Source organism: Sphingomonas jeddahensis, assembly GCF_001981525.1.
GTDB lineage: Bacteria > Pseudomonadota > Alphaproteobacteria > Sphingomonadales > Sphingomonadaceae > Sphingomonas > Sphingomonas jeddahensis.
Genome location: NZ_MPSB01000002.1, coordinates 265,394 through 292,293, shown reverse-complemented (window position 1 = coordinate 292,293; position 26,900 = coordinate 265,394). Strand labels below are relative to the sequence as shown.

General features: G+C 67.5%; 21 protein-coding genes. 17 read left to right on the top strand and 4 right to left on the bottom strand.

Features of this window, described 5'->3' with window-relative positions; genetic code table 11:
* Positions 1-343 precede the first annotated feature (343 nt).
* The 13 genes from SPHI_RS03430 to SPHI_RS03370 all read left to right on the top strand — a co-directional run bounded on the left by SPHI_RS03430 (position 344) and on the right by SPHI_RS03370 (position 17,389).
* Positions 344-1,720 (top strand): UDP-N-acetylmuramoyl-tripeptide--D-alanyl-D-alanine ligase, encoded by a 1,377-nt coding sequence (locus SPHI_RS03430; protein ID WP_076743480.1) that lies wholly within the window; start codon positions 344-346, stop codon positions 1,718-1,720.
* Entirely contained in the window at positions 1,720-2,790 is a 1,071-nt protein-coding gene (gene mraY, locus SPHI_RS03425; RefSeq protein ID WP_076743479.1) for a phospho-N-acetylmuramoyl-pentapeptide-transferase, read from the top strand. Before SPHI_RS03430 ends, mraY begins: the two co-directional genes overlap by 1 nt.
* Complete coding sequence (gene murD, locus SPHI_RS03420) at positions 2,787-4,079, top strand: UDP-N-acetylmuramoyl-L-alanine--D-glutamate ligase (protein WP_076743478.1); 1,293 nt, start codon at positions 2,787-2,789, stop codon at positions 4,077-4,079. Before mraY ends, murD begins: the two co-directional genes overlap by 4 nt.
* Positions 4,076-5,302: a putative lipid II flippase FtsW gene (ftsW, locus tag SPHI_RS03415; RefSeq protein ID WP_076743477.1), complete on the top strand. Its 1,227-nt coding sequence runs from the start codon at positions 4,076-4,078 to the stop codon at positions 5,300-5,302. The genes murD and ftsW overlap by 4 nt, the downstream gene beginning before the upstream one ends.
* Positions 5,299-6,444: an undecaprenyldiphospho-muramoylpentapeptide beta-N-acetylglucosaminyltransferase gene (gene murG, locus SPHI_RS03410; protein WP_076743476.1), complete on the top strand. Its 1,146-nt coding sequence runs from the start codon at positions 5,299-5,301 to the stop codon at positions 6,442-6,444. The genes ftsW and murG overlap by 4 nt, the downstream gene beginning before the upstream one ends.
* A gap of 115 nt (positions 6,445-6,559) precedes the next feature.
* On the top strand, positions 6,560-8,023 hold the full coding sequence (gene murC, locus SPHI_RS03405) for a UDP-N-acetylmuramate--L-alanine ligase (RefSeq protein ID WP_076743475.1): 1,464 nt from the start codon (positions 6,560-6,562) through the stop codon (positions 8,021-8,023).
* Positions 8,020-8,964 carry a UDP-N-acetylmuramate dehydrogenase gene (gene murB, locus SPHI_RS03400; protein ID WP_083719690.1) on the top strand — a complete coding sequence of 315 codons (945 nt, stop codon included), beginning with the start codon at positions 8,020-8,022 and terminating at the stop codon, positions 8,962-8,964. The genes murC and murB overlap by 4 nt, the downstream gene beginning before the upstream one ends.
* Before the next feature lie 156 nt (positions 8,965-9,120).
* On the top strand, positions 9,121-10,041 hold the full coding sequence (locus SPHI_RS03395) for a D-alanine--D-alanine ligase (RefSeq protein ID WP_233130658.1): 921 nt from the start codon (positions 9,121-9,123) through the stop codon (positions 10,039-10,041).
* Entirely contained in the window at positions 10,038-10,961 is a 924-nt protein-coding gene (locus tag SPHI_RS03390) for a cell division protein FtsQ/DivIB (protein WP_083719687.1), read from the top strand. The genes SPHI_RS03395 and SPHI_RS03390 overlap by 4 nt, the downstream gene beginning before the upstream one ends.
* A gap of 175 nt (positions 10,962-11,136) precedes the next feature.
* A complete protein-coding gene (ftsA, locus tag SPHI_RS03385) occupies positions 11,137-12,396 on the top strand; it encodes a cell division protein FtsA (RefSeq protein ID WP_076743473.1) in 1,260 nt (419 codons plus the stop codon).
* Positions 12,397-12,504: 108 nt separating this feature from the next.
* On the top strand, positions 12,505-14,022 hold the full coding sequence (gene ftsZ / locus SPHI_RS03380; RefSeq protein WP_076743472.1) for a cell division protein FtsZ: 1,518 nt from the start codon (positions 12,505-12,507) through the stop codon (positions 14,020-14,022).
* 116 nt (positions 14,023-14,138) lie between these two features.
* A complete protein-coding gene (locus SPHI_RS03375; protein WP_076743471.1) occupies positions 14,139-16,214 on the top strand; it encodes a tetratricopeptide repeat protein in 2,076 nt (691 codons plus the stop codon).
* Positions 16,211-17,389, top strand: coding sequence for a deoxyguanosinetriphosphate triphosphohydrolase (locus SPHI_RS03370; RefSeq protein ID WP_076743470.1), 1,179 nt, complete (start codon positions 16,211-16,213; stop codon positions 17,387-17,389). The genes SPHI_RS03375 and SPHI_RS03370 overlap by 4 nt, the downstream gene beginning before the upstream one ends.
* 13 nt (positions 17,390-17,402) lie before the next feature.
* Here the strand turns inward: SPHI_RS03370 and SPHI_RS03365 are convergent, their stop codons facing one another.
* Positions 17,403-18,254 carry an ABC transporter permease gene (locus tag SPHI_RS03365; RefSeq protein ID WP_076743469.1) on the bottom strand — a complete coding sequence of 284 codons (852 nt, stop codon included), beginning with the start codon at positions 18,252-18,254 and terminating at the stop codon, positions 17,403-17,405.
* 69 nt (positions 18,255-18,323) lie between these two features.
* Between SPHI_RS03365 and SPHI_RS03360 the strand changes: the two genes are divergently transcribed.
* Entirely contained in the window at positions 18,324-18,998 is a 675-nt protein-coding gene (locus SPHI_RS03360) for a GcrA family cell cycle regulator (RefSeq protein ID WP_076743468.1), read from the top strand.
* 339 nt (positions 18,999-19,337) lie between these two features.
* On the opposite strand, the gene SPHI_RS03355 is transcribed toward SPHI_RS03360, so the two are convergent.
* A complete protein-coding gene (locus SPHI_RS03355) occupies positions 19,338-20,201 on the bottom strand; it encodes an outer membrane protein (protein ID WP_076743467.1) in 864 nt (287 codons plus the stop codon).
* Between the two features lie 154 nt (positions 20,202-20,355).
* On the opposite strand from SPHI_RS03355, the gene parE reads away from it, so the two are divergent.
* Positions 20,356-22,335 carry a DNA topoisomerase IV subunit B gene (gene parE, locus SPHI_RS03350; RefSeq protein WP_076743466.1) on the top strand — a complete coding sequence of 660 codons (1,980 nt, stop codon included), beginning with the start codon at positions 20,356-20,358 and terminating at the stop codon, positions 22,333-22,335.
* 33 nt (positions 22,336-22,368) lie between these two features.
* Here the strand turns inward: parE and SPHI_RS03345 are convergent, their stop codons facing one another.
* Positions 22,369-22,656 (bottom strand): hypothetical protein, encoded by a 288-nt coding sequence (locus tag SPHI_RS03345; RefSeq protein WP_076743465.1) that lies wholly within the window; start codon positions 22,654-22,656, stop codon positions 22,369-22,371.
* Positions 22,657-22,789: 133 nt separating this feature from the next.
* Here SPHI_RS03345 and SPHI_RS03340 point away from each other — a divergent pair, with 133 nt between their 5' ends.
* Both SPHI_RS03340 and SPHI_RS03335 read left to right on the top strand, forming a co-directional pair.
* A complete protein-coding gene (locus SPHI_RS03340; RefSeq protein ID WP_076743595.1) occupies positions 22,790-25,093 on the top strand; it encodes a ribonuclease R family protein in 2,304 nt (767 codons plus the stop codon).
* A 1-nt stretch (position 25,094) separates the two neighbouring features.
* Positions 25,095-25,406, top strand: coding sequence for a DUF1403 family protein (locus SPHI_RS03335; protein ID WP_076743464.1), 312 nt, complete (start codon positions 25,095-25,097; stop codon positions 25,404-25,406).
* Positions 25,407-25,737: 331 nt separating this feature from the next.
* Here SPHI_RS03335 and SPHI_RS03330 read toward each other — a convergent pair whose 3' ends face one another.
* Positions 25,738-26,898 (bottom strand): saccharopine dehydrogenase family protein, encoded by a 1,161-nt coding sequence (locus SPHI_RS03330; RefSeq protein WP_076743463.1) that lies wholly within the window; start codon positions 26,896-26,898, stop codon positions 25,738-25,740.
* Between the last annotated feature and the right edge of the window lie 2 nt (positions 26,899-26,900).

Genomic DNA, 26,900 nt, shown 5'->3' with positions numbered 1-26,900 from the left:
ACCGCGGATCAAGTCCAGGGTGACGACGTATGTGGGTCGGGTAACGACTGCCACTAAGTCGTCCCGTCATCCCGGCCTTGCGCCGGGATCCAACCCTCCGCACGCGCTGTCGCAAGCTAGTCAGGCGCAGCGCGCGCCGCACCATGGATCCCGAATCGAGTCCGGGATGACGGTGCCTGTGCGGCAGCCTTCCTCCTACCGTCATGCCGGCCCTGCGCCGGTATCCCCCGTTGGGCTTGATCGCCGGCCGCTGGCTGCGCGGACGCCTGGATGCCGGCGCAAGGCCGGCATGACGAACCGCAATTCCCGCAAGCCCCGCCCAACCAAGATGCTATAGAGCGCCATGCTCCCCCTCTGGACCTCCCCCGACATCGCCGCCGCCACGGACGGCACCGCCAATGGCGACGACTTCGCCGTCGCCGGTGTCGCGTTCGATTCGCGCGAGGTCGGCCCCGGCGACCTGTTTGTCGCGCTCAGCGGCGAAGCGACCGACGGCCACCGCTTCCTCGACCAGGCGTTCGCGCAGGGCGCCGCCGGTGCGCTCGTCTCCAACGACACGCCGCACCCTAGCGTCCGCGTGACCGACACCTTTGCGGCGCTGGAGAACCTCGCCCGCGCCGCCCGCACCCGTACAGACGCCAGAATCATCGGCGTAACCGGATCGGTCGGAAAGACCTCCACCAAGGAGGCCTTGTTCGCCGCGCTCGACCGCGGTGCGCCCGACGCCGCGCACCGCTCGGTCAAGAGCTACAACAACCACACTGGCGTGCCACTCAGCCTCGCCCGCATGCCCGCCGCCGCCCGCTTCGGCGTGTTCGAGATGGGCATGAATCACCCCGGCGAGCTGGCACATTTGACCACGCTCGTCCGCCCGCACGTCGCGATCGTCACCGCCATCGCCCCCGCGCACACCGAATTCTTCCCCGACGAAAGCGCGATCGCCGACGCCAAGGGCGAGATCTTCCGCGGCCTCGAACCCGGCGGCACCGCGATCATTCCTTATGATAGCCCGCACCGCGATCGCCTGATCGGCGCCGCCCAGCCGTATGCGGCAAAGATCGTCACCTTCGGCACCGACAATGCGGCCGACGTCCACCCGATCGAAAGCATGGCGCTGAAGACGGGCGGCACCTTTGTCACTGCCAAGATCGGCGAGCGCGAACTCAGCTTCACGATTGCACAGCCCGGCGCGCATTGGGTCTTCAACGCGCTCGCCGTCCTCGCCGCGGTCGATGCGGTCGGCGGCGACCTCGGTCTGGCCGGCCTTGCGCTCGCCGAACTCGGCGGCTTGCCCGGCCGCGGTGCGCGCCTCATCGCCAAGGTAAACGGCGGCGAGGCGCTGGTGATCGATGAAAGCTACAACGCCAACCCCGCCTCGATGGCGGCGACCCTCGCGGTGCTCGCCACCGAGCCCGGCCGCCACATCGCCGTCCTTGGCGAAATGCGCGAATTGGGGGAGGGCGCACCCGCCTATCACGCAGCACTCGCCGAGCCGCTCACCGCCGCCCGCGTCGAAATGGCGCTGCTGGTCGGCGAACAGATGGCGCCACTCGCACAGGCGCTTGAGGGCAAAGTGAAATTCGTCCATGTGCCCACCGCCGCGGCGGCGCTGGAGGTCCTTCCGGATATGCTCGCGCCGGGCGATGCGGTACTCGTCAAGGGATCGAACGGGGTCGGGCTGTCGCGGATCGTCGCGGCACTCGCCGGGGGCATGGCATAATGTTGTACTGGATTGCCGAGCAGCTCGGATTCCCGGGCGTTCTCAATCTCATCCGCTACCTGTCGTTCCGCACCGGCGGATCGATCGCGACCGCCCTGTTCATCGGCCTCGTCATCGGGCCGAAGTTCATCGGCTGGCTGCGCATCCGCCAGGGCAAGGGGCAGCCGATCCGCGCTGACGGCCCGCAGACCCACCTCGCCAAGCGCGGCACGCCCACCATGGGCGGGCTGATGATCCTCACCAGCCTCGCGCTGTCGATCCTGATCTGGATGGATCTGCGCAACCCCTTCGTCTGGGCATGCCTGTTCGTCACGCTCGGCTTCGGCGCGATCGGTTTCCTCGACGATTACGACAAGGTGCGAAAGGCCAGCACCGCCGGTGTCCCCGGCCGCGTCCGCCTGCTGCTCGAGTTCATCATCGCCGGCATTGCGGCGTGGATCATCAGCTACGAGAACGGCACGGGCCTCTATCTGCCCTTCACCAACCGCATGTACATCGAGCTCGGCTATTTCTTCCCGATCTTCGCGGCCTTCACGATCGTTGCCTTCGGCAATGCGGTGAACCTCACCGACGGGCTCGACGGCCTCGCCACGATGCCGGTGATCATCGCCTCGGTCGCCTTCATGCTGATCGTGTACCTGGCCGGCAACGTGAAGTTCGCCGATTACCTCGGCATCCCGCACGTCGCCCGCGCGGGTGACCTCGCGATCTTCTGCGGCGCGATGATCGGGGCAGGGCTCGCCTTCCTCTGGTACAACGCGCCCCCCGCCGCCGTCTTCATGGGCGACACCGGCAGCCTTGCCCTCGGCGGCGCACTCGGCACGATCGCCGTGGTCGCGCACCACGAAATCGTCCTCGGCATCATCGGCGGCCTGTTCGTGGTCGAGGCGATGAGCGTCATCATCCAGGTCTTCTGGTACAAGCGCACCGGCAAGCGCGTGTTCCGCATGGCGCCGATCCACCACCATTTCGAACAGCTCGGCTGGAGCGAGCCGACTGTCGTGATCCGCTTTTGGATCATCAGCCTCGTGCTGGCGCTCGCCGGCCTGTCGACGTTGAAGCTGCGGTGATCACCTCGCCCGCCTGGAGCGGCCAGCGTTACGCCGTCCTCGGCCTCGCCCGGTCGGGTCTCGCCACCGTGCGCGCGCTCGCCGCGGCCGGCGCGCATGTCGTTGCGTGGGACAGCAACCCCGAGGCACGCGAAGCGGCCGAGGCGATCGACGGCGTCATCGTCCACGACATCGCCGAACTGACCCTCACCGGCGCGGCCGGCCTCGTCGTTTCCCCCGGCGTGCCGCTCAACACCCACCCGCTCGCCGCCAAGGCGCGCGCGGAGGGCGTGCCGATCATCGGCGACATCGAACTGTTCGCCCAAGCCCGCGCCACCCTGCCGCCGCACAAGGTCGTCGGCGTTACCGGCACCAACGGCAAGTCGACCACCACGGCGTTGGCAGCGCACATCCTTGAGACGGCCGGCGTCCCCCTGCGCATGGGCGGCAACATCGGCCTGCCGATCCTCGGCGCCGATCCACTACCGGACGGCGGCGTGTACGTCCTCGAACTGTCGAGCTACCAGATCGACCTCGCCCAGACCCTCGACTGCGACGTCGCGGTGCTGCTCAACATCACCCCCGACCATCTCGACCGCTACGACGGCTTCGAGGCCTATGCCGCGTCGAAGGCGCGCCTGTTCCAGATGCAGTCGCCCACCCACGAAGCGGTGATCGGCATCGGCGACGCGCCCTCGGCGCAGATCGCCCGCTCGCTCTCCGCCCGGGCTGAGCACCTCACCAAGATCGCGCCGGGCGTGTGCATGGACCAGTCCCGCTGGCCATCGCTGCAAGGCCCGCACAACGCCCAGAACGCGCTCGCCGCGATCGCCGTCGCGCAAGCGCTCGGTGTCAACGAAGCCGATATCGACCGCGGTCTCGCCAGCTTCACCGGCCTGCCGCACCGCATGGAGAAGGTCGCCGAGATCAACGGCGTCGCCTTCGTCAACGACAGCAAGGCAACCAACCCCGAAAGCGCCGCGCCGGCGCTCGCCGCCTTCCCGCGCGTCCATTGGATCGTCGGCGGCAAGGGCAAGGGCGAGGATCTCGATGCCTGCACGCCCCACTTCGGCCATGTCGTGCGCGCCTACACGATCGGCGCCTCCGGCCCGGTCTTCGCCCGCGCGCTCGACGGCAAGGTACCGGTGGAGCAAGCCGAGACGCTCGGAGCCGCCGTGGCCAGCGCCGCGCGCCAGGCCCTGCCCGGCGAGACCGTGCTGCTGTCGCCGGCCGCCGCGTCTTTCGATCAGTTCCGCGACTATGAACATCGCGGCGAGGCATTTCGCAACGCAGTGGGGGCACTGTCTTGACCGATCTGGCGAACACGCAAGGATTACGTGGCCGGCTCAAGGAGCGGGGCGGGCGGGGCGATCGCTCGCCGCTCGGCACCTGGTTCTGGGACACCGACCGCGTCCTGTTGCTGCTCACCTTCGCGCTGATCGCCGTCGGCCTGCTGTCGGTCGCCGCCGCCTCACCGGCGACGGCGATGCGCTATTCGGGCGAGCAGCTGAAGTTTCCGCCGCTTTACTACTTCTGGCGCCAGGTGATGTGGGTTGGCGTGTCGCTGCCAGTGCTGATCGGCGTCTCCATGCTCCCCGTGAACGTCGCGCGCCGCGCGGCGGTGATGGGCGCCGCCGCGTTCGGCTTCATGCTGGTGCTGGTGCTGATCCCCGGCGTCGGCGTCGAGGTGAACGGCGCCAAGCGCTGGCTCGGCGTCGGCTTCTCGCAGTTCCAGCCGTCCGAGTTCCTGAAGCCCTGCTTCATCGTCACGATCGCCTGGCTGCTCTCGCTGCGCACCAAGGAGGAGGGCCTGCCGCTCACCGCCATCACCTGCGCGATGACGGCGACGGTCGGCGCGCTGCTTATGATGCAGCCCGACTTCGGCCAGACCATGGTCTTCGGCATCGTCTGGATGACGCTCCTGATCATCGCGGGCACGCCCACCAAGACGCTCGCCGCCTTCATCGCCATGGCGCCGCTCGGCGTCGGTGCGGCCTATATGTTCTACGGTACAGCCCGCACGCGTATCGACGCCTTCCTGTTCCGAGACCCCAATGAGGCGGAAGGCGCACACTTCCAGACCGACGCGGCCCACCGCACGCTCACCTCGGGCGGCTGGACCGGCACCGGCCCCGGCGCGGGCACCTCCAAATTCGGCCTGCCGGAAGCGCACACCGACTATATCTTCTCCGTCATCGGCGAGGAGTTTGGCCTGATCGCGTGCATGGTGATCGCCGTGCTGTTCCTAGCCATCGTGGTGCGCGTGTTCGTCAAGATGCTCGACGAGCAGGACAGCTTCAAGCTGCTCGCCGCCTCCGGCCTTGCCACGCAATTTGGGCTTCAGGCGCTGATCTCGATGGCGGTCAATACCGGCCTCGCGCCGTCCAAGGGGATGACCTTGCCCTTCATTAGCTATGGTGGTTCGTCGATGATTGCGCTGTCGATCGGCATGGGGCTGCTGCTCACCTTCACCCGGCGCAACCCGTTCCTGCTGCGCAGCCCGTATGTCGCGCGCTGGGGATCGGCATCGTGAGCCGCCCGCGTCACTTCGTCCTCGCTGCCGGCGGGACCGGCGGCCACATGGTTCCCGCTGCCGCGCTGGCGGAGGAACTGATGCGCCGCGGCCACCGTGTCGCGCTGGTCAGCGATGCGCGCGGCGTGCGTTTTCCGGGCCTCTTTGAAGGCGTGCAGACCCACGTCCTCCCCGCCGGCCGCCTGTCGGGCGGTCCGCTCGGCTGGATCAAGGCCGCGCGGGAGATGTGGCGCGGCCGTGCGATGGCGCGCGAGCTATACAAGACGTTCAAGCCAGCCGCGGTGATCGGCTTCGGCGGCTATCCCGCCTTTCCTGCGCTCGCCGCTGCGTTTGCGGACAAGATCCCGACCGCCGTCCACGAACAGAACGCCGTCCTCGGCCGGGTCAACCGCCTCGTTGCCGGCCGCGTCGACGCAATCGCCACCTCGTACGCCAAGACCGAGCGTCTCAAGCCCGCGTACGAGCCCAAGGCGCATCACGTCGGCAACCCGGTGCGCGATGCCGTGATCGCCCTGCGCGCGCGACCCTATCCGCTGCTGGAGGAAGACGGCATTTTCCGCGTTCTCGTCACCGGCGGCTCGCAGGGCGCCAGCGTCCTGTCCAAGGTCGTGCCCGACGGCCTCGCCATGCTCCCGGTCGCCTTCCGCCGTCGCCTCCAGGTGACGCATCAGGCGCGGATCGAGGATATCGACGCCGCCCGCGCGAAATATGCCGAGCTCGACATCGCCGCGACGCTCGCGACCTACCTGCCGGACTTGCCCGAGGAACTCGCCTGGGCGCATCTCGTCATCGCCCGCGCCGGCGCCTCGACGATCAGCGAGCTGACCGCCGCCGGCCGCCCCGCGATCCTCGTGCCGCTCCCCAGCGCCACCGACGATCACCAGACCGCCAACGCGCGCGAGATCACCACCGCCGGCGGCGCGCGCACCATCCCGCAAAGCGCCTTCACCCCCGGTGAACTCGCCAAGCAGATGCAGAAGCTCGGCCTCGACCCGGCCGCGCTCGAAAACGCCGCCGCCCGCGCCAAGGCCTGCGGCAAGCCAAACGCCGCCAGCGATCTCGCCGATCTGGTGGAGAGCCTCGACGCCCCTTGCGCGACCCTCCCGGTCGGCTCGACCAGGCCCAAGGAGGCTTTCGCGTGAGCCACACCTTCGTTCGTGCTGAGCTTGTCGAAGCACGTGCCCCAAATGCTACCGCCAGTAACACGCCCTTCGACAAGCTCAGGGCGAACGGAGACGCTTGTCTGGAGTCCCGCGCGTGAAAGGCGTCGCAACGGACATCGGCACGATCCACTTCGTCGGCATCGGTGGGATCGGCATGTCGGGCATCGCCGAGGTGATGCACAACCTCGGCTACACCGTGCAGGGCAGCGACGTGGCGGAAGGATACGTCATCGAGGGCCTGCGCGCCCGCGGCATCAAGGTCACGATCGGCCATGACGCCGCCAACGTCGACGGCGTGGCGGTGGTCGTCATCTCCACTGCCGTGAAGCGCGGCAACCCTGAGGTCGAGGCGGCGCTCAACGGGCGCATCCCCGTCGTCCGCCGCGCCGAAATGCTCGCCGAGCTGATGCGGCTGAAATCCACCGTCGCGGTCGCCGGCACCCACGGCAAGACAACGACCACCTCAATGGTCGCGGCGCTGCTCGACGCCGGCGGCGTCGACCCCACCGTCATCAACGGCGGCATCATCAACAGCTACGGCTCCAATGCCCGTCTCGGCGACAGCGACTGGATGGTGGTCGAGGCCGACGAAAGCGACGGCAGCTTCTTGCGCCTCGACGGCACAATCGCGGTGGTCACCAACATAGATCCCGAGCACCTCGATCACTATGGCAGCTTCGACAAGGCCAAGGACGCCTATGTCGAATTCGTCGAAAACGTACCTTTCTACGGCGCGGCGTTGCTCTGCCTCGATCACCCCGAAGTGCAGGCGCTGATCCCGCGCGTCCGCGACCGCCGCATCGTCACTTATGGCTTCGCGGCCAGCGCCGACGTGCGCGGCGTCAACGTTGCGCCCTATCCCGGCGGCAACCGCTTCGAGGCGATCATCCGCCACCGCGATGGCACCACCCGCTCGATCGAGGGCATCGACCTGCCGATGCCCGGGCGACACAACGTCCAGAACGCGCTTGCCGCGATCGGCGTCGCGCTTGAGCTCGGTATCGACGACGCGACGATCCAGAAGGGCTTCGAGAAGTTCAACGGCGTCAAGCGTCGCTTCACCAAGGTCGGGGAAGTGCCCCTTGCCGGCGGTGTCGCCACGATTATCGACGATTACGGCCACCACCCCGTCGAGATTCGCGCCGTCCTCTCCGCCGCGCGGGAAAGCGCGCAGGGCAGGGTGATCGCGGTCGTCCAGCCGCACCGTTACTCGCGTCTCGGCAATCTGATGGAGGACTTCCAGGGCGCCTTCAACGATGCCGACGCGGTGTACGTGACGCCGGTCTATGCCGCCGGCGAGGCGCCGGTCCCCGGCGTCGATGCCGAAGCTTTGGTGGAGGGCCTGCGCCACCGCGGCCACCGCTCGGCAGCAACGGTGTCGGACGCCGACGCACTCGCCCGAGCACTCGCAGGCGAGTTGCGCCAGGGCGACCAGGTCATCTGTCTCGGCGCCGGCGACATCACAAAATGGGCCGCCAACCTCGCCCCCGCGATCGAGGCGCATCAAGCTCCCCTCCCGCTTGCGGGAGGGGCTGGGGGAGGGCCTGTCAACTCATGACCACGTTCTTGCCCAACAATCCCTCCCCTAACCCCTCCCGCAAGCGGGAGGGGAATGAGGTCGCGCCTGCCCAAAGCCGCCTCACCCAGAACGCCCCGCTGGCCCCGCTCGTCTGGTTCAAATCCGGCGGCAAGGCCGACTTCCTCTTCGAACCAGCCAAGGTCGAGGACCTGTCGAACTTCCTCGCCAACCTCGACGAAAGCGTCCCGGTCCTTCCACTAGGGCTGGGCTCGAACCTCATCGTCCGCGACGGCGGCGTCCGCGGCGTCGTCGTCCGCCTCGGCAAACCCTTCGCGAAGGTCGAGGCGATCGACGCCACCACGCTGAAGTGCGGCGGTGGCGCAAGCGGCGTCCTCGTTTCCTCCACCGCGCGCGACGCAGGGATCGCTGGCGTCGAATTCCTCCGTTCGATCCCCGGCACTGTGGGCGGCTTCGTGCGCATGAACGGCGGCGCCTACGGCCGCGAGACCGCCGACATCCTCGTGGAGTGCGACGTCATCCTGCGCACCGGCGAACGCCGCACCCTCGCGGCATCGGAACTCGGCTACACCTACCGCCACTCCAACCTGCCCGAAGGCGCGATCGTCATCAGCGCGACCTTCCGCGGCACCCCCGGCGAACCGCAAGCGATCCAGGCCGAAATGGACCGCATCGCCGCCGCGCGCGAGGCGTCGCAGCCCTTGCGTTCCAAAACCGGCGGCTCGACCTTCAAGAACCCGCCCGGCCATAAGGCGTGGGCACTGGTGGACGAAGCCGGCTGCCGCGGCCTCAAGCGCGGCGACGCGCAGGTCAGCGAGAAGCACACCAACTTCCTCCTCAACCTGGGGCAAGCGACCAGCGCCGACATCGAAGCGCTCGGCGAGGAAGTCCGCACCCGCGTAAAGGAGACCAGCGGCGTGACCCTCGAATGGGAAATCCAGCGCGTCGGGGTGCCGGCGTGATGAGCACCCCCACCGTCATCCCCGCGAAGGCGGGGATCCATACTGGCTGGCCCCTCGATCGAGCCGCACCCTCAGCGTCTATGAATTCCCGCGTGCGCGGGAGTGACGGAGGTGTGCGTGGCTGAGGCAATCAACCCCCTCCACATCGCCGTCCTGATGGGCGGCTGGTCCGCCGAGCGCGAGGTATCGCTCTCGTCCGGCGCCGGCATCGCCGAAGCGCTGGAGCAGCGCGGCCACCGCGTCACCCGCATCGACATGGACCGGACCGTCGCCGCGACCCTCGCGAGCGCCAAGCCCGACCTCGTCTTCAACGCGCTCCACGGCACGCCCGGCGAAGACGGCTCGATTCAGGGCCTGATGGACATCATGGGCCTGCGCTACACCCACAGCGGCCTCGCCACGTCGGTGATCGCGATCGACAAGGTGCTGACCAAGCAGGCGCTCGTCCCGCATGGCATTCCCATGCCCGGCGGTCGCATCGTACTCAGCGAAGACCTGTACGCCGCCGATCCGCTGCCGCGTCCCTTTGTGCTGAAGCCGGTCAATGAAGGCTCCTCGGTCGGAGTCGCCATCGTCACGGACGAAGGAAATTACGGCAATCCGATCGGCCGCGACGTCGTCGGCCCGTGGCAGGAGTTCGATGAGCTCCTCGTCGAACCCTATATCCGCGGCCGCGAGCTCACCACCGCCGTCCTCGGCGGCAATGCGCTCGGCGTGACCGAGCTTCGCCCCAAGTCCGGCTGGTACGATTACCAGTCGAAATACACCGACGGCCTGACTGATCACATCTTCCCCGCGCCCGTGCCGGACGAGATCACCGAAGCCTGCAAGGCACTCGCTCTGCGCGCCCACCAATTGCTCGGCTGCAAAGGGTGCAGCCGCGCCGATTTCCGCTGGGATGACGAGCGCGGGGTCGACGGCCTGTTCCTGCTCGAGGTCAACACCCAGCCCGGCATGACGCCGCTGAGCCTCGTCCCCGAACAGGCCCGCCACCTCGGCATCAGCTACCCCGATCTCGTCCAAGCGATCGTCGACGAGGCGCTGAAGGATCATCCGCTCGTGGGAGAAGTGGCATGAGCCGCGCCGCCACCCGCGCAGCGCCGCAGCGCCGCCCCACCGTTCGCCGCGGCCCGCCCAAGAAGTCGCTCGGCGACCGGCTGGTCGCCGCGCTCCCGGTCAGTGAGGCGACGCTGCGCCGCGCCGTGACCTGGTCGATCCTCGGCCTCGGCGGCGCCGCCGCGCTCGCCACCGCTTCCTGGTTTGGCGTCCCCGCCGCGATCGGCACCGCAATGGCCGACAGCACCGGCCGGCTCGGCCTCGAGGTCGAGGGTGTCGACATCACCGGCATCAAGCGGATGAACCGCGAAACGGTGTACGCGGTCGCGCTGGAGGAACAGCCCAAGGCGATGCTTCGCGTCGACCTGGAGCTGATCCGCGAGCGCCTGCTGGCCTACGGCTGGATCAAGGACGCCTATGTCTCGCGTCGGCTGCCCGATCGCCTGCTGATCCACGTCGTCGAGCGTGAGCCCGCCGCGGTGTGGCAGAACGGTGGCCAGCTCACGCTGATCGACGCCACCGGCGTGCCGCTGGAACCGGTCGACCGCAACCGCCTGCCCGATCTGCCGCTGGTGATCGGCCCCGGCGCGGACCGGCAGGAGGCCGCCTACCAGCGCCTGCTCGCCGCCGCCCCGGCGCTGAAGCCGCGCGTGAAAGCCGCGACTTGGGTCGGCAACCGTCGCTGGGACATCACCTTCGACAGCGGCGAGACGCTCGCCCTGCCGCAGGAGGGCGCAGCGGCGGCGCTGGTGAAGTTCGCCGAGCTCGACGGCGCGCGCGCGCTGCTCGGCAAGGGCTGGCTGCGCTTCGACATGCGCGATCCCGCCAAGCTGGTCGCGCGCAAGCCGGGGACGGATCTGGAGCAGAACGTGCCGGCAGCGGCGGAGGGGGAGGGCGCTTCGGCCGCCCCCGCCCGCTTCGCCCGGATCGACGAGGTCTAGGGCGATGTCTCCACCTCTCCCGTTCGTGCTGAGCTTGTCGAAGCACGTGCCCCGAGCGGTAGCGCTCTTGGCACGCCCTTCGACAAGCTCAGGGCGAACGGGGCGGGGGGACGCAAACCAAACGTAAGATCACACGAAAAGACGTAACGGGGCAGGGAACAGGGGTAACAGGGCGATGGCAAAGGCGGCACCCGAAGGGATCATCACCGCGCTCGACATCGGCACCTCCAAGGTGTCGGCGATGATCGCGCAGCGTGGCGACGGCGGCGAGCTGGTCGTGCTCGGCACTGGCCAGCGCGAATCGAAGGGCGTGAAGCGCGGCTATATCGCCGACATGGCGCTCACCGAGGTCGCCGTGCGCGAGGCGGTCGCGCAGGCGGAGCGGATCGCCGGCTTCAACATCGAAAACGTCTGGGCGGGCTTCTCCGCCGGCGGCCTCGTCAGCGACGAAGCATTCATCGAAGTCGAGCTCAACGGCCACCGCATCGAGCAGCAGGATATTGACGCGCTGCTCGGCGAGGGTCGCCAAGCGATCGACCCGCAGGGCCGCATGGTGCTCCACGCCCAGCCTGCGCTCTACACGCTCGACGGCCTCACCGGCGTCAAGAAGCCACTCGGCTTGCACGCCGATCGGCTTGGCGTGCACATCCACGTCATCGCCGCCGATGGCTCGCCGGTGCGCAACCTCGATCTCACCGTGCGTTCGGCGCATCTTGAAGTGAAGTCGATTATCGCATCCCCGGTCGCAACCGGCCTCGCCTGCCTCAGCGAGGAGGAGCGTGACCTTGGCGTCGCGCTGGTCGAGATCGGTGCCGGCATCACCAACGTCTCGCTCTTCGCCGGCGGCATGCTCGTGGGCCTCAAGTCGATCCCGGTCGGCTCGTGCGACATCACTGATGACATCGCCTCGGCGTTCGGCACCTCGCGCAGCCAAGCCGAGCGGATGAAGTGCTTCCACGGCTCGGCCAACGCATCCCCGCGCGACAATCACGAGATGATCGCGATCCGCCCCGGCCGCGCCGACGACGATGCCGATCCCTTGCAGATCACCAAGGCCGCGCTGATCAGCGTCATCCGCACCCGCCTCGAACACCTCATCAACGAGGTGCAGGCCGCGCTCAAGGAGCTGAAATTCGAGGGGCCGGTCGGCCGTCAGGTGGTGCTCACGGGCGGCGGTGCGGAGTTGAAGGGCATCGCCGACTATGCGCAGCAGGTGCTCGGCCGCACGGTGCGCGTCGGTCGCCCGCGTGGCCTCACCGGGCTCCCCGATGCCCATGGCGGGCCGGGCTTTGCAACATTGGCGGGGCTTGCCTTCTTCGCGGCGTCCGATCCCGTTGATCTGCGCGGCCTCGTGCCGCAGCAGCAAATGGTGGTGCGGCAAAAGGGCCTGGGCGCGATCAAACGTTTGTTCCAGGCGGCGAAGGCAAATTATTGAGTCAGCGGGGCCGCTTTTCGGCTGGCACGCGGCCTCGTGATGTTGCACTAAGATTAATGGCGATGGCGGGCCAGTGTTTCGTGCCCGAAATGACGGAGTAGATTGGCGATGGGCATCGAATTCATTGCACCCGAAGTGGACGACCTCACCCCCAAGATTGCGGTGATTGGCGTCGGCGGCGCTGGTGGCAACGCGATTGCCAACATGATGCGCGCAGACGTGCAGGGCGTGGACTTCCTGGTCGCGAACACCGATGCGCAGGCGCTGAAACAGTCGATCGCTCCGCAGAAGATTCAGCTCGGCGCGAAGATCACGCAAGGTCTCGGCGCCGGCAGCCGGCCCGAGATCGGCCGCGCCGCCGCCGAAGAGACGATCGAGCAGGTCTCTAAGCTGCTTGAAGGCGCGCACATGTGCTTCATCGCCGCCGGCATGGGCGGCGGCACCGGCACCGGCGCCGCCCCGGTCATCGCCAAGGCCGCGCGCGACATGGGCATTCTGACCGTCGGCGTCGTCACCAAGCCGTTTGCCTTCGAGGGCAAGCGCCGCGGCAAGTCGGCTGATCAGGGGATCGAGGAGCTGCAGAAGTTCGTCGACACGCTGATCGTCATCCCGAACCAGAATTTGTTCCTGATCGCCAACGCCAACACCACCTTCAAGCAGGCGTTCGAGCTTGCCGACGAAGTGCTCCAGCAGGGCGTTCGCGGCATCACCGACCTCATGGTCATGCCAGGCCTCATCAACCTCGATTTCGCCGACGTCCGCTCGGTGATGCAGGAAATGGGCAAGGCGATGATGGGCACCGGCGAGGCGGACGGCGACGACCGCGCGCTCGTCGCCGCGCAGAAGGCGATCGCCAATCCGCTGCTCGACGGCGTGTCGATGCAGGGCGCGAAGGGCGTCATCATCTCGATCACCGGCGGCGAGGACATGCGCCTGCTCGAAGTGGACGAGGCCGCCAACCACATTCGCGAACTGGTCGATCCCGAAGCCAACATCATCTGGGGCTCGGCGTTCAACCCCGATCTCGAAGGCAAGATTCGCGTCTCGGTCGTCGCCACCGGCATCGAGGCCGTCGCGCCTAGCGAAGCACCGCAGGCCGAGCCGGCGCGCGCGTTCAGCTTCTCCGCCCCGCGCCGCATCGACACGCCGGCTCCAACGCCGGCCCCCACCCCGGCGGCTGCCGCTCCCGCGGCTCCCGCGCCGCAGCCGACCGGTGCCGCGGCCGGCGCCATGTCGGCGGGCGTGCCTGCGCCCGGTGCGAAGCCGGAAGTTGAACTGACCCCCGCAGCGCGTGCCGTGGAGGAAGCGGCCGGCGACGAGCTGCTGCTTGGCAGCGACACGGTTGTGCCGCCGACGTCGGCCGCGCCACAACAGGCAGCGCCGCAACAGTCCGCACAACCGCGCGTCTTTGGTGATGACGATACCGGCGGCGCGCCGCGTCGTCGTTGGCTCTCGGGCGGCGGCGAGGCTGCCGAGGACGTGCCGGCCCAGCCGCGCGTCAAGCTCGGCGGAACCCTGTTCGAGCGGATGCAGAATGCGTCGCGCGGCGCTCCGCGTGGCGAGGAGGAAGAAGGCAAGGATGCGCTCGACATCCCGCGCTTCCTGCACCGCCAGAACAACCAGTAAGTACCGCAAGGTCAGGACAGGCGGCTGGCGTTCGTCGGCCGTCTCGTGCGGCTCGGCGCGTGGACGCGCCGGGTTCATTGCCGTTTCATCGTAGCTGGTTCTTAATCACGTCGCCCATGTCGCTCGCCCGCCCCCTTATCCTCGTCGCCGCGCTTGCCGGCGTACCTGGCGCCCTCGCCCAGACCTATCCCGGTCAACAGGTGCAATCGCTTCCTCGGGCGACGCCTGATGCCGATGCGCTCGCGGACGCAATGCGCCGCCTGGGCGCCAACCCGCGTGACCTGGCATCGCTGATTCAGGCCGGCGAACTGTCGCTCAAGCTGGGCGACGTTAACGCTGCCGCCTCGCTGTTCAAGCGAGCGGAAGACGTCGATCCGATGAACGGTCGGGTCAAGGCGGGCATGGCGCGCATCCTGGTGACTCAGGAGCGCCCCGGCGAGGCGCTGCGCTATTTCGATCAGGCAGTCGGCTACGGCCTCAGTCCGGCAAGCTTCGCCGGCGATCGCGGCCTTGCCTATGATCTGATCGGTGAACAGGAGCGTGCGCAGCGTGATTATCGGGTCGCGCTGAAAGGCGCTGCGGGCGATGAGGTGCGGCGCCGCTATGCACTGTCGCTCGGCATCTCGGGCAAGCGCAAGGAAGCGCTTGCGGAGATCGACGATCAAGTGCGCGCGAACGATCGCAGCGCGTGGCGGGTGAGGGCGTTCATCCTCGCCATGACCGGTGACGTGCCCGGCGCGGAGAAGATCGCCAGCACGATGATGCCGCGGGGCATGGGTGCGGCGCTGGCGCCATTCTTCGCTCGGCTGGCCACCCTGCCGCCCGCCGACCGCGCCTTTGCGGTTCACTTCGGCGAACTTCGTCCCACGCCGCAACGCGTCGCGGACGCGCGGATGATCCCGGCGCTGCCGCCCCTCGCGCCCGAGGCGTCGCAACCGGTGCAAGTCGCTGCCGCGCAGCCGACGGCCGCGCCTGCCGCCCGCAACGATCGCCGTCGCGCGCGTGAGGAAATCCGGCGGGAGCGTGAACTCGCCCGCGCCGAACAGCGCGCCCGCCGCCGCCAGGCCACGAATCGACCGGTAGCCGTTGCCAGTGCAGCCCCGTCGCGCCCGCAGCCGAGCGCAACCGAGGCCTTGCAGCCGCCGCGCTATGCTGGCGTCACTTTCGCCGCACCCAGGGCAGTGGTGCAAGCCGTTCCGATCCCGACGCCCCCGCCCGTTGCGCCCACCCCTGCACCGGCACCAGCGCCCGCCCCAACACCGGCACTAGCAATGACGCCGGCGCCAGCCGCGGCTACGCAGATTGCCGCCGCCAGCGTCCCGCCGCAGCCGGCGCCCGCGGCCGTTGTGCCCAGCGCCGTGGCATCACCCAGCACGATCAACCCGGTTCCGTCCCCCGGCGTGGCCGCTGCCGCCCTGCTCGCACCGGCACCGGCGCCGGCACAAACGCCGGCCCCAGCAGCGTCGGCGATCGCCCAAGCGATCACGCCCGTCAGCCCGACGGTGAGCGAGGATACGATGCTCGCCCGGATCATGGCCGGCATCTCGATCCCCGGTTCGGAACTCGGCGTGGCCCCGGTCCGCTCGCCCGAGCCGGCCCCAGCGGTTCAGTCTGTCCCCCCAGCGGGTACGTCCGTTGCGTCCCCCGCAAGCATCGCCTCCGCCGAAACGGCGCGGCGCGCAGCCGAATCGGTTCGCGAAGCGCAGAAGGAGACGGCGGAGAAGCTGCAAAAACCTACTGATGCCGCCAAAAAGTCCGTTGAAGTCGCCAAAAAGCCCGTAACTGCCGCCGAAAAGCCCGCGCAAGACCCGAAGAAAGTCGCTGCCGAGCGCAAGGCTGCCGCCGCCAAGAAGCTCGCTGATGCCAAGAAAGCGGCCGAAGCGAAAAAGGCGGCGGAGGAAGCCAAGGCCGCCAAGGCCGATCCCTCGCGGATCTGGGTGCAGGTCGCCGGCGGCGCGAACAAGGCCGATCTGCCAAAGGCCTGGGCCGCGGCTCAGAACAAGGCTGCGGTGCTCAAGGGCAAGGCTGCCTATACGACGCCGCTTCGCTTCACGAACCGACTCGTGACTGGCCCGTTCAAGACGGAGGCGGAAGCGCGCGACTTCATCAACACACTGGCGAAACAGGGAGTTTCCGCCTTTTCCTTCACCAGCGAAAAGGGTCAGAAATTGGAAAGGCTGCCGGCTAAGTGACGGTCCTTGCGCCCTGGGCTTGCCACCCGGCGCACAGCAGAGGCCGCCTTCATGAAGAACAAAGCAAGTCCGGCGCAACTGGCGAACGTGGCCCCCGCGACGCCTACCAGCGCGACCGGGACCGCATCGTCCATTCCATCGCCTTCCGCCGGCTACGCCATAAAACGCAAGTCTTTCTGGCGCCTGACGGCGATCACTTCCGCGTCCGCCTGACGCATAGCCTGGAGGTGGCGCAGATCGGCCGGACGATCGCCCGCACCCTCGGCCTCAACGAAGACCTGACCGAGGCGCTTTGCCTCGCCCACGACATCGGCCACCCACCCTTCGGCCATGCCGGCGAGGATGCGCTGAAAGCGGCGATGATCAACTCCGGCGGCTTTGATCACAATGGCCATACCTTGCGCACGCTGATGCGGATCGAACGCGCTTACCCGCGCTTCGATGGCCTCAATCTCACATGGGAGACGCTGGAAGGCCTTGCCAAGCACAACGGCCCTGCGCGTCACCCAGGCTGGGCGCTGGCGGAGGCCGATCGGGAGGCAGCGCTGGAGCTGGAAACCTGGGCCAGCCTTGAGGCGCAGGTCGCCGCTCTTGCGGACGATATCGCCTATGACAATCACGACATCGATGATGGCTTGCGCGCCGGGCTGCTCTGCGTCGACCAACTGCTCGCCGTGTCGCTGGTGGCGAAGGGCTGGGATCGTGTGCGCTCGCTCTTTCCCGATGTGAGCGAGCGACGTCAGGCCCGCGAGCTGGTACGCAGCCAGATCGGCGTGATGGTCAACGACTTGATCGGCGAAACCAAGCAGCGCATCGCCGAATCGGGCGTGCAAACCGTGGCTGATATCCGCAATGCCGGCCGCGCTCTCGTCGCTTTCTCCAGTGAGATGCGCACCGCCGAGCGCGACCTGAAGCGCTTCATGTACGCCAATCTCTACCACCATCCTCGCCAACTCGAAGCGGCGGCGGCGGCGCACCAGGTGGTGGCGGGGCTGTTCGCAGCCTTCCACGCCGATCCCGCCACAATGCCGGCCGAGTGGCGCGCCAGCCTGCCCGCGGATGAGCCGGCGCTGAGCCGCCACATCGCTGATTATATCGCGGGAATGACGGACCGCTACGCAATCCGAGAGTATCAGCGCGTCGTCGGACCAGTGACGATGCCGGACGGGTTCTAGACCGCCCGCACGTTCAGTTCTTCAGCCGCCACCCGCGCCGGACCAGCGTGTAGCAGGTTAGGCCCAGCACGACGTCAAGCGCCAGGATCACCAAGCTGCCAAGCAGCACCGGCGAATCGGCGATGCCGAGGAAACCGTAGCGAAAGCCCGAGATGATATAGAAGAAGGGGTTGGCGTGACTGACCGCCTGGAACACTGGCGACAGGCGATCGACCGAATAGAAGGTCCCCGACAACAAGGTCAGCGGCGCCACCACGAAGTTGGTCACAGCCGCCGCGTGATCGAATTTCTCAGCCCAGATCGAGGTGAGCACGCCGATCAGCGCCAGGAACACCGCACCGAGCAAGCCGAACCACAACACTGCGATTGGATGCACTGGCATCACATGCACGCCCGGCCACAACAGCATCGCCAGCCAAACCGTCAAACCAACAAGGAACGCGCGCGTCACCGCACCCCCTGTAATCGCGGCGAGCAGTTCGGCGGTCGACAGCGGCGGCATTAGGTAATCGACGATCGTGCCTTGGATCTTGCCAACCAGCAGCGAGAAGCTGGCGTTGGCAAAAGCATTGTTGAGCATGCCCATCACGATCAGCCCCGGAGCGACGAAGTCGGCAAAGGCGACCGTCGAACCGCCAAGGTGAACCGCGCTTCGCCCGCCCAGCGCCACCGTGAAGATGATGAGGTACAACAAGGTGGTGATCGCGGGGGCCCAGATGGTTTGCAGCTGGACCTTGAAGAACCGCCGCACCTCCTTCACATATAAGGTCTTCAGGCCGCCCCAATTGACGTTCCGGATCGAAGGAACGCCCGGCGCGCTCCTGATCAAAGAACTATTCTGGCCGGTTTGGGGATGGCTGCTCATCGCGGGATCGCGTAGTCGCTGCCGCCGTCCGCTGCAACCGGCGCAAGAAGTGAAGGAACGACGACGCCCATGTCCTGGACCGAGGAACGGATCGATACGCTGCGCAAGATGTGGGAGGGCGGGCAGACCGCCAGCCAGATCGCGGAGGCGCTGGGCGGGGTTAGCCGCAATGCCGTGATCGGCAAGGCGCACCGGCTTGGCCTTCAGTCCCGCCCGTCACCCGTCGTTCCCAAGGAAGTCGAGGCGAAGCCCGAGCCGGAACCGGTGGTCGCCGCGCCACCGCCGCCGCCGCCCGCTCCGCCGGCTGCTCCTGCCGCACCGGCAGCGGCGCCTGTGATCAGTCATACGACGGCGCCCAAGCCGATCACCATCACCACGCCGCTCGAGCCGGAGCGTTCGCCGGAATCGATGCGCATGGTTCGCTCGGTGGGTCCGGGTGGTTTCGTGCGGCAGGCGCCGGGCGAACAGCAACCGCCGATCGCCCCCGCACCGCCACGCCGGCTGGTTCCGGCCAAGCCGGCGCCGGAGATCGCGGGCAAGACCAGCCTGCTCGACCTGAGCGATAAGGTTTGCAAGTGGCCGCTGGGTCACCCCGGTGAACCGGATTTCCACTTCTGCGGCGAGAAGGTGAACCCGGGCTTCCCCTATTGTGTCGATCATTGCGGCCATGCCTATCAGGCGCAGCTGCCGCGGCGTGATCGCCGGTCGGCGCCGTTGCCATTCGGTGGCCCGCGCATGCGCTGATCGCGTAACGTTTCGATCATCATGGCAAGGCCGCGGCGGGCGAATCTCGCTGCGGCCTTGTTCATCGCCGGCTTCTTACGCGTAAGTAACACAAGCTGCATCGAGACGGTGAGAAAGGCGCCCTGATCCAAGCAAAGATATGCCCGATCTCGAAGGGCTGGGTTGGTGCGGCCCTTGGTGCCCATGTTACATAGGGCGCGCCTCGGCATCGCGGGGTCCGGAGTTCGCGTTAATCCTGCCGGCGCTTTGTCTTTGCTGACCGCCGTGGTTCAACCCGGCCGTTGGGGCCAATGCGCTGCGGGCAGGCGACCCTCGTCGCCTGACCGCAGCGCCGCACTATCAGAAGCGGAACGCCGCCGTTGCGCGAATTGAGTGCCAGCGGAACTTGTCGTCGCTACGACGGAAGTCCGTGCCACCCGCATTGCCTAGCAGGAATGGGTTGGTCGCCGGCGTGGTGCCGCTATTGCCGGCCCGGACGCGGTATTCGTTGTCCTGGTACTGGTGGTACATATACTCGAGACCGACCGAGAAGTTGTTCCCGATCCGCTGCTCGACGCCGCCACCGCCAGTGATGCCCCACTGGTTGCGATCGCCACTCTCGGAGAAACCGTTGGCGGTGTTGGTGGTGGTGAACTCACGATCGATGCGCGCGTAGCTCGGGCCGAAGGTGCCATAGAACAGCGTGGTGTTGTTCGGCGTGTAACCGATCCGGCCGCGGATCGAGGCTTCCCAATCAACCGAGCGGGTCATCACGTACGATGCGGGCGTGGTCGAGAAAGCCGAAACGCTGTCCGTGATCTCGCTCTTGCCGAATTCGCCAACGGCACCGATGACGACGTTGCCGCGCTGATAATCCCAGCCGACCCGACCGTAATAAGCCCAGCCGTCCTTGTCGTTCGCGCAACCTGCCGGTGCAGTCGGGTTGGTCGGTGAGGTGCCGCCCAGCGCGCGACCGTTGCAGAAGCCGCCGATCGGCGCCCCGAATGCGTTGGCGCCCGCCGCGGTCGTCACGGTGCTGCCGAAGCCGCCGTTCAGGCCGCGGTCGAACAGGATTGAAGAGCCGACGTCGTTTGGCTGAACGTCATAGCCGCCTGCGGCCCCGACGTAGATGCCCGAAAAGCCATCCTCGCCGTCGGTCGTCTGCGCGGCAACCGTCGGAGCGACCAGGGCGGCAGCAATGCCGGCGAGCAACAAGGATTTCATACGCAAACCTTTCCGTACAGATACATGGATGCGCCGGAAACGGTGCGGCGGCCCGAAAGGATGCATGTCGAAAGATTGCGGTGCGGCCATCGATCTGAAACCGTTGCATTGAAGCAACAGCTCGCCGTGCGGTCCGGCTGCGCTATATGGAGGCATGGCCGATCCAGATTTGTTCCGTGCTCCTGCTCCCGCGACCGACTATGACGCTTCATCGATCGAGGTGCTGGAGGGGCTGGAGCCGGTGCGGCGGCGGCCCGGCATGTATGTCGGCGGCACCGATGAGCGTGCGCTGCATCACCTCGCCGCCGAGATCCTCGACAATGCGATGGACGAGGCGGTCGCCGGCCATGCGACCCGCATCGAGGTGACGCTGGTGGTCGGCAACCGCATCATCATCACCGATAACGGCCGCGGCATGCCGGTCGATCCGCATCCCAAGTTCCCGGACAAGAGCGCGCTGGAGGTGATCCTATCGACGCTGCATTCGGGCGGCAAATTCTCCGGCAAGGCCTATGCGACCAGCGGCGGTCTGCACGGCGTCGGCGCCTCGGTGGTCAACGCGCTGTCGTCGGACACGGTGGTGGAGGTGGCGCGCGACCGCCAGCTGTATCGCCAGCGTTTCTCCAAGGGCGTGACGCTCGGGCCGCTGGAGACGGTGGGGTCGGCGCCCAACCGCCGCGGCACGTCCGTGGCGTTTACGCCGGACACCGAGATCTTTGGGCCGGAGCTGCTGTTCAAGCCCGCCCGGCTTTACCGGCTCGCGCGCTCCAAGGCCTATCTCTTCGCCGGCGTGGAGATCCGCTGGAAGTGCGCGCCCGAGCTGATCGGTGACGACATCCCGCCCGAGGCGGTGTTCCAATTTCCCGGCGGGCTGGCCGATCACTTGCGCGAGCAGGTCGGCGCGCGTGAATGCGCCACCGCGGATTTCTTCGCCGGGTCGCAGGAGTTTCCGTCGGAGGCAGGCCGGGTGGAATGGGCGGTCGCCTGGCCGCTCTGGTCCGACGGTAGCTACAGCTGGTATTGCAACACCATTCCGACGCCCGATGGCGGCACGCACGAACAGGGTCTCCGGCAGGCGCTGGTGCGCGGGCTTCGTGCCTTTGGCGACCTCGTCAACAACAAGCGCGCCAAGGAACTCACCGCCGACGACGTGATGGTCGGCAGCGAACTAATGCTAAGCGTCTTCATTCGCGATCCGCAATTCCAGTCGCAAACCAAGGACCGGTTGACCTCGCCCGAGGCCGCCGGGCTGGTCGAGAAGGCGGTGCGCGACCATTTCGACCATTGGCTCGGCCAGAACATGGAGCGGGGCAAGGCGCTGCTCGGCTATGTGCTGGAGCGGATGGACGATCGCCTGCGCCGAAAGGCGGAGCGCGAGGTGAAGCGCAAGACCGCGACCTCGTCACGCAAGCTGCGGCTCCCGGGCAAGCTGACCGATTGTTCGATCGACAGCAACGAGGGTACCGAGCTGTTCATCGTCGAGGGCGACAGCGCCGGCGGCAGCGCCAAGCAGGCGCGCGACCGCAAGACGCAGGCGATCCTGCCGATCCGCGGCAAGATCCTCAACGTCGCCTCCGCCACCAGCGCCAAGATCCTCGCCAATCAGGAAATCGCCGACCTGATCCAGGCGCTGGGCTGCGGGACGCGCAAGGAGTGCCGGCCGGATAATCTGCGCTACGAGCGGGTCGTCATCATGACCGATGCAGACGTCGACGGCGCCCATATCGCGACGTTGCTGATGACCTTCTTCTTCCAGGAGATGCCCGATCTGGTCCGCCGCGGGCACCTCTACCTCGCGCAGCCGCCGCTCTACCGCCTGACGGTGGGTGCCAAGTCGCTTTACGCCCGCGACGACGCGCATCGCGCCGAGATCGAGCGGACAGCGTTCAAGGGCAAGAAGGTCGACGTCGCGCGGTTCAAGGGCCTGGGCGAGATGAACCCGGGCCAGTTGCGCGAGACGACGATGGACCCTGGGAGCCGCAGCTTGATCCGCATCACCCTGCCGCAGGAATATGAGGAGCGTGCGGGCGTGAAGGACTTGGTCGATCGCCTGATGGGCACCAATCCGGCGCACCGCTTCGCCTTCATTCAGGAGAATGCGGCGCGCATGGACGAGGACACGATCGACGCGTGACAGGGCGCGAGCGCGCCGTCGGGCGTTCGTTGATCAGTTGGACCGGCCGAACGGGTCGACGAGCGCGCCGCCACCCTGATTGCCCTTGTAGCGAATGTTCTGAATGCGCTCGATCGATTGGCGATCAATGCGCGCCATCTCGGCCCATTCGCTCGCGGGCAGGCAACGCTTACGCGCGCCCAAGCGGCTACCGGTGACGCTTTCCGTACGGCAGATCACACGTTCCGAACCGTCCTTTCCGGTGGGAGCGGCGCCGGCCTGGGCTGTTGCGATCGTTGGCAGGGCGAATAGCCCAAGGGTGGCAATGATGGGGAGTTTCATCAAACCATCTCCTCAAAAGCGGTAGGAATAGCGCGGGTGCCGCGCAGCTTCCAGCGTCCGGGTGGCGAGCGCCGTCGGGTTCGTCGCAAAATCATCGGGTGACCCGCTGCGGGCGGCTCCCTATCTAGCGGGGATGCGTAAACCAAAAGCGGGCCTGCCGAGCCGCCAGCAGATCCTCGATTTCATCGCCACCAGCGACACGCCCGCCGGCAAGCGCGAGATCGCGCGTGCGTTCGGGCTGACGGCGCAGGAGAAGATCGGGCTCAAGGCGCTGCTCCGCGACATGGCCGACGAGGGGCTGATCGACAGCGCCCCCGGCCGCGCCTTCCACAAGATGGGTGGCTTGCCCAAGGTGACGGTGCTGCGGGTCGCCGATGTCGACGATGGCGGCACGATCTGGGCCGTGCCCGAGCGATGGGAGGCGGAAACACCGCCGCCGCGCATCCGCGTGCGCGAGCGCAAACGTGGGGAGTTGGGCGTCGGTACCCGCGTCCTGGCGCGCACCGAGGAGGCCGGGAACGGCTGGATCGCGCATCCGATGAAGACGCTTGCGCCATCTGCCGAGCAGATGATCGGCGTGCTGCGCGGCGAGGGCGACCGGCTCTGGCTGCAGGGGGTGGAGAAGAAGGAGAAGCGCGAATATCCGGTGTCCGACGCGGGTGGTGCGGAGCCGGGCGAGCTGGTGCTGGCGGAGCGCGCGGGGCGGCCGCCGCGGATCACCGCGAAGGTGATTGAGCGGTTGGGCGATCCGTTTGCGCCGCGCAGCTTCTCGCTGATCGCCATCCACAAGCATGAGATCCCGCACGTCTTCGATCAGGAAACGCTCGACGAAGCGGTGCGGGTGGCGAAACAGCCGCTGGGGGAGGGGCGCGAAGATCTGACCCATCTGCCGATCGTTGCGATCGACCCCGCCGATGCGCGCGATCATGACGACGCAATCTGGGCTGAGCCTGACGACGATCCTGCGAATGCGGGTGGCTTCCGTGCGGTGGTGGCGATCGCTGACGTCAGTTTCTACGTGCGGCCGGGCAGCCACGTTGACCGCGAGGCGCGGCGGCGCGGCAATTCGGTGTATTTCCCGGATCGGGTGGTGCCTATGCTGCCGGAGGTGCTGTCGGCGGATGTTTGCTCGCTGAAGGAAGGCGAGGATCGTGCCGCGATGGCGTGCCACCTGCAGATCACCAAGGCGGGGGCGCTGAAGTCGTGGCGGTTCACGCGCGCGGTGGTGCGGATCGCCAGCAACATCGCTTACGAAGACGCTCAAGCAATGATCGACGGGGCTCCCCTCCCGCTTGCGGGAGGGGTTGGGGGAGGGCCTGTCGACATAGACCGAACCCTCGCGGACAAGCCCTCCCCTAGCCCCTCCCGCGAGCGGGAGGGGGATATCCTCACCGCCCTCCGCAACCTTTGGGATTGCTGGGCGGCCCTCGCCACGGCGCGCGACAAGCGGGAGCCGCTTGGGCTGGACCTCCCCGAACGGCAGGTCGCGCTCGACGAAAAGGGGCGCCTGCTCTCGGTTGCGCCGCGTGAGCGGCTCGATGCGCACCGCCTCGTCGAGGATTACATGATCGCCGCCAACGTCGCCGCCGCCAAGGCGCTGGAGGCGAAGAAGGCGCCGGTCATGTACCGTGTCCACGAGCCGCCCTCGCGCGAAAAGCTCGTCGCGCTGAAGGACTATCTCGACACGTTCGATGTGCCCTTTGCGCTCGGCCAAGTGATCAAGCCCGCCACCTTCAACCGCATCATCGAGCGGATCGGCGACGCCGATTTCCGCCCGCAGGTAATGGAGCAGATCCTGCGCTCGCAGACCCAGGCCTATTACGGGCCCAGCAATCACGGCCACTTCGGCCTGTCGCTCGGCTCCTACGCGCATTTCACCTCGCCGATCCGCCGCTATGCCGACCTTCTGGTCCATCGCGCGCTGACCAGTGCCCATGCGCTCGGCCCCGGCGGGCTGAACGGCGACGAGGATTTCGAGCGGCTCGGCGAGACGATCAGCAAGCTGGAACGCCGCGCCATGGAGGCCGAACGCGACACGATCGACCGCTACGTCGCCGCGTTCCTGGCCGAGCGCGTCGGCGAGGTGGTCGATGCCCGGATCACCGGCATCCAGAATTTCGGCTTCTTCGCCACCGTCGAGGGGATCGGCGGCGACGGGCTGATGCCGATCAGCGATCTAGGCGGCGAATATTTCCGTTTCGACGAGGCGGGACGGCGGCTGGTCGGCGAGACGAGCGGCGAGGAATATACGCTGGGCATGCGGTTGAAGCTTCGATTGGCGGAGGCGAACCCGGTTTCAGGTGCGCTTCGCTTCGAGCTGGAGGAAGGGAAGGGCGCCCGGCCCGGGCGACGCGAGGATCGCAAGTCCGGCCCGCCGCGCGTGCTGAAGCGGCGCGGGCGGCCCGGCAATATCCGGCATCAGGGACGAAAGAAGTAACATGGCCAATATCGTGGTGCGCGCGGCGGAGCGCTATTCGACCCGTGCGCAGAACCGGATCGTGGAGCGGCTGCGTGCCGCGGGTGCGATCAAGCCGGCAAACGCGACGGCGTTGGGGCTACCGACGCGCGGCGAGCGGCGGCTGCTGGAGCGGATGGTGAAGTTCGGCGCGGTCGTGGCGGAGAGTGAGGGACATTACTGGCTTGATGAGCGGGCGCTGGTGCATTTCCGGAAGGAGGAACTGGCGCGGGTGCTGGGGGCGATCGCGGTGGCGGGGTTCGCCGCGGCGGGGGCGATCGCTTTCGGGCGTTGATTGGGTTCACGCGAAGACGCGAAGAGAGGAAGAAGAGGTTTGTTCGCGCGGAGGCGCGGAGGACGCAGAGGGGTTGTGCTTTGGAGTAACCTGTTGAGCGGCCTCATGCGGTCGCCCACCCACTTTCGTCACCCCAGCGAAAGCTGGATCTCCCGACGTGAAGCGCGTCCCCGCGGCATGAGATACCAGCGTTCGCTGGGATGAAGGTGATGCACAGGCTTCGACTTGGCGTGCGCCGATCGGCAACGACGCAGCACCTCCGCGTTCTCCGCGCCTCTGCGCGAACCGAATCTTCTTCTCTTCGCGTCTTCGCGCCTTCGCGTGAACCCGATCACCCAGCCGTGAACGTCAGCCCAGCGTTCTTCACCAGCCGCTCCCGCAACGCCGGTCCCATCAGTGCGCCCGGCGTCCACACGCCGCCATCGCCCTGGACGTCCTGTACCAGGCATAGCGCGCTTTCCGCCAGCATCTTGCTGGTCGAACCATAGCCCGGATCGCGATCCCCCGTGACGACCGCGTCGATGCGCGTGCCGTCCGGCATCAGCCCGGCGAACAGCACGTCATAATGGCCGGTCTCGCGCTCTTCCTTGGTCGGGCCCTCGCCCGGCTTCGGTCCGGAGTCCCCGGCAAACGGGTTCATCTTCGCGATCGCCTCGGCGGCAACCTTGCCCATGTCGCCCAGGCCGGCGACCATCATCTCGTCATAGACGAAATCGTCGCCATAGCGCCCGCCCAGCAGGAAGTTGGTGCGGTGGACGTTCTTGGTGTTGATCGGCGCCATGACGAACGGCGCCACCCAGCAGTTGAGCGTGGTGTCAAACTCCGGGAGCAGCCCGGCCGGTTGATGCGGGCCGCTGTGCCCTGGCGTTAGTGCGAAGGGGCTGGCGAGCAGCGGCACGAGTGAGGGGTCGCGCGCCGCGGCCGCCAGCGTTGCCTTGAGGCTCGCCGCGGTACCGCCGGAGAAGCCGCCCTTCATCGTGCGTACCCGGCCCTTCACTCGTGGCGCCGGGCGACCGAAGCGTTCGATCGCATGTTCCTGCAACGTCAGCACGCCGAGATCGAAGGGGATCGAATCGAAGCCGCAGGAAAAGACGATGCGCGCGCCGGTGCGCCTGGCCTCGTTCTGGTGCGCGTCGATCATGTGGCGCATCCACCCCGGCTCGCCGCACAGATCGACATACGCGGTGCCGGTCGCTGCGCAGGCCGCGACGAGATCGCTGCCGTAGAGCTGATACGGCCCGACGGTGGAGATCACCACGTGCGTGCGCTCGCACATCGCCCGCAGCGAGGCCGGATCGTCGGCGTTGGCGGTGACGAGCGGGACGTCGGCGGCGATGCCCATCTCCGCGCGGACGTCCTGCAGCTTGGTCAGCGACCGACCCGCCATCGCCCAGCGAACGCCTTCGGGATGCGCACCCGCGATATATTCCGCCACCAGACGCCCGGTATAGCCGGTCGCCCCATAGACGATCACGTCGAACTCGGTCGCCATCG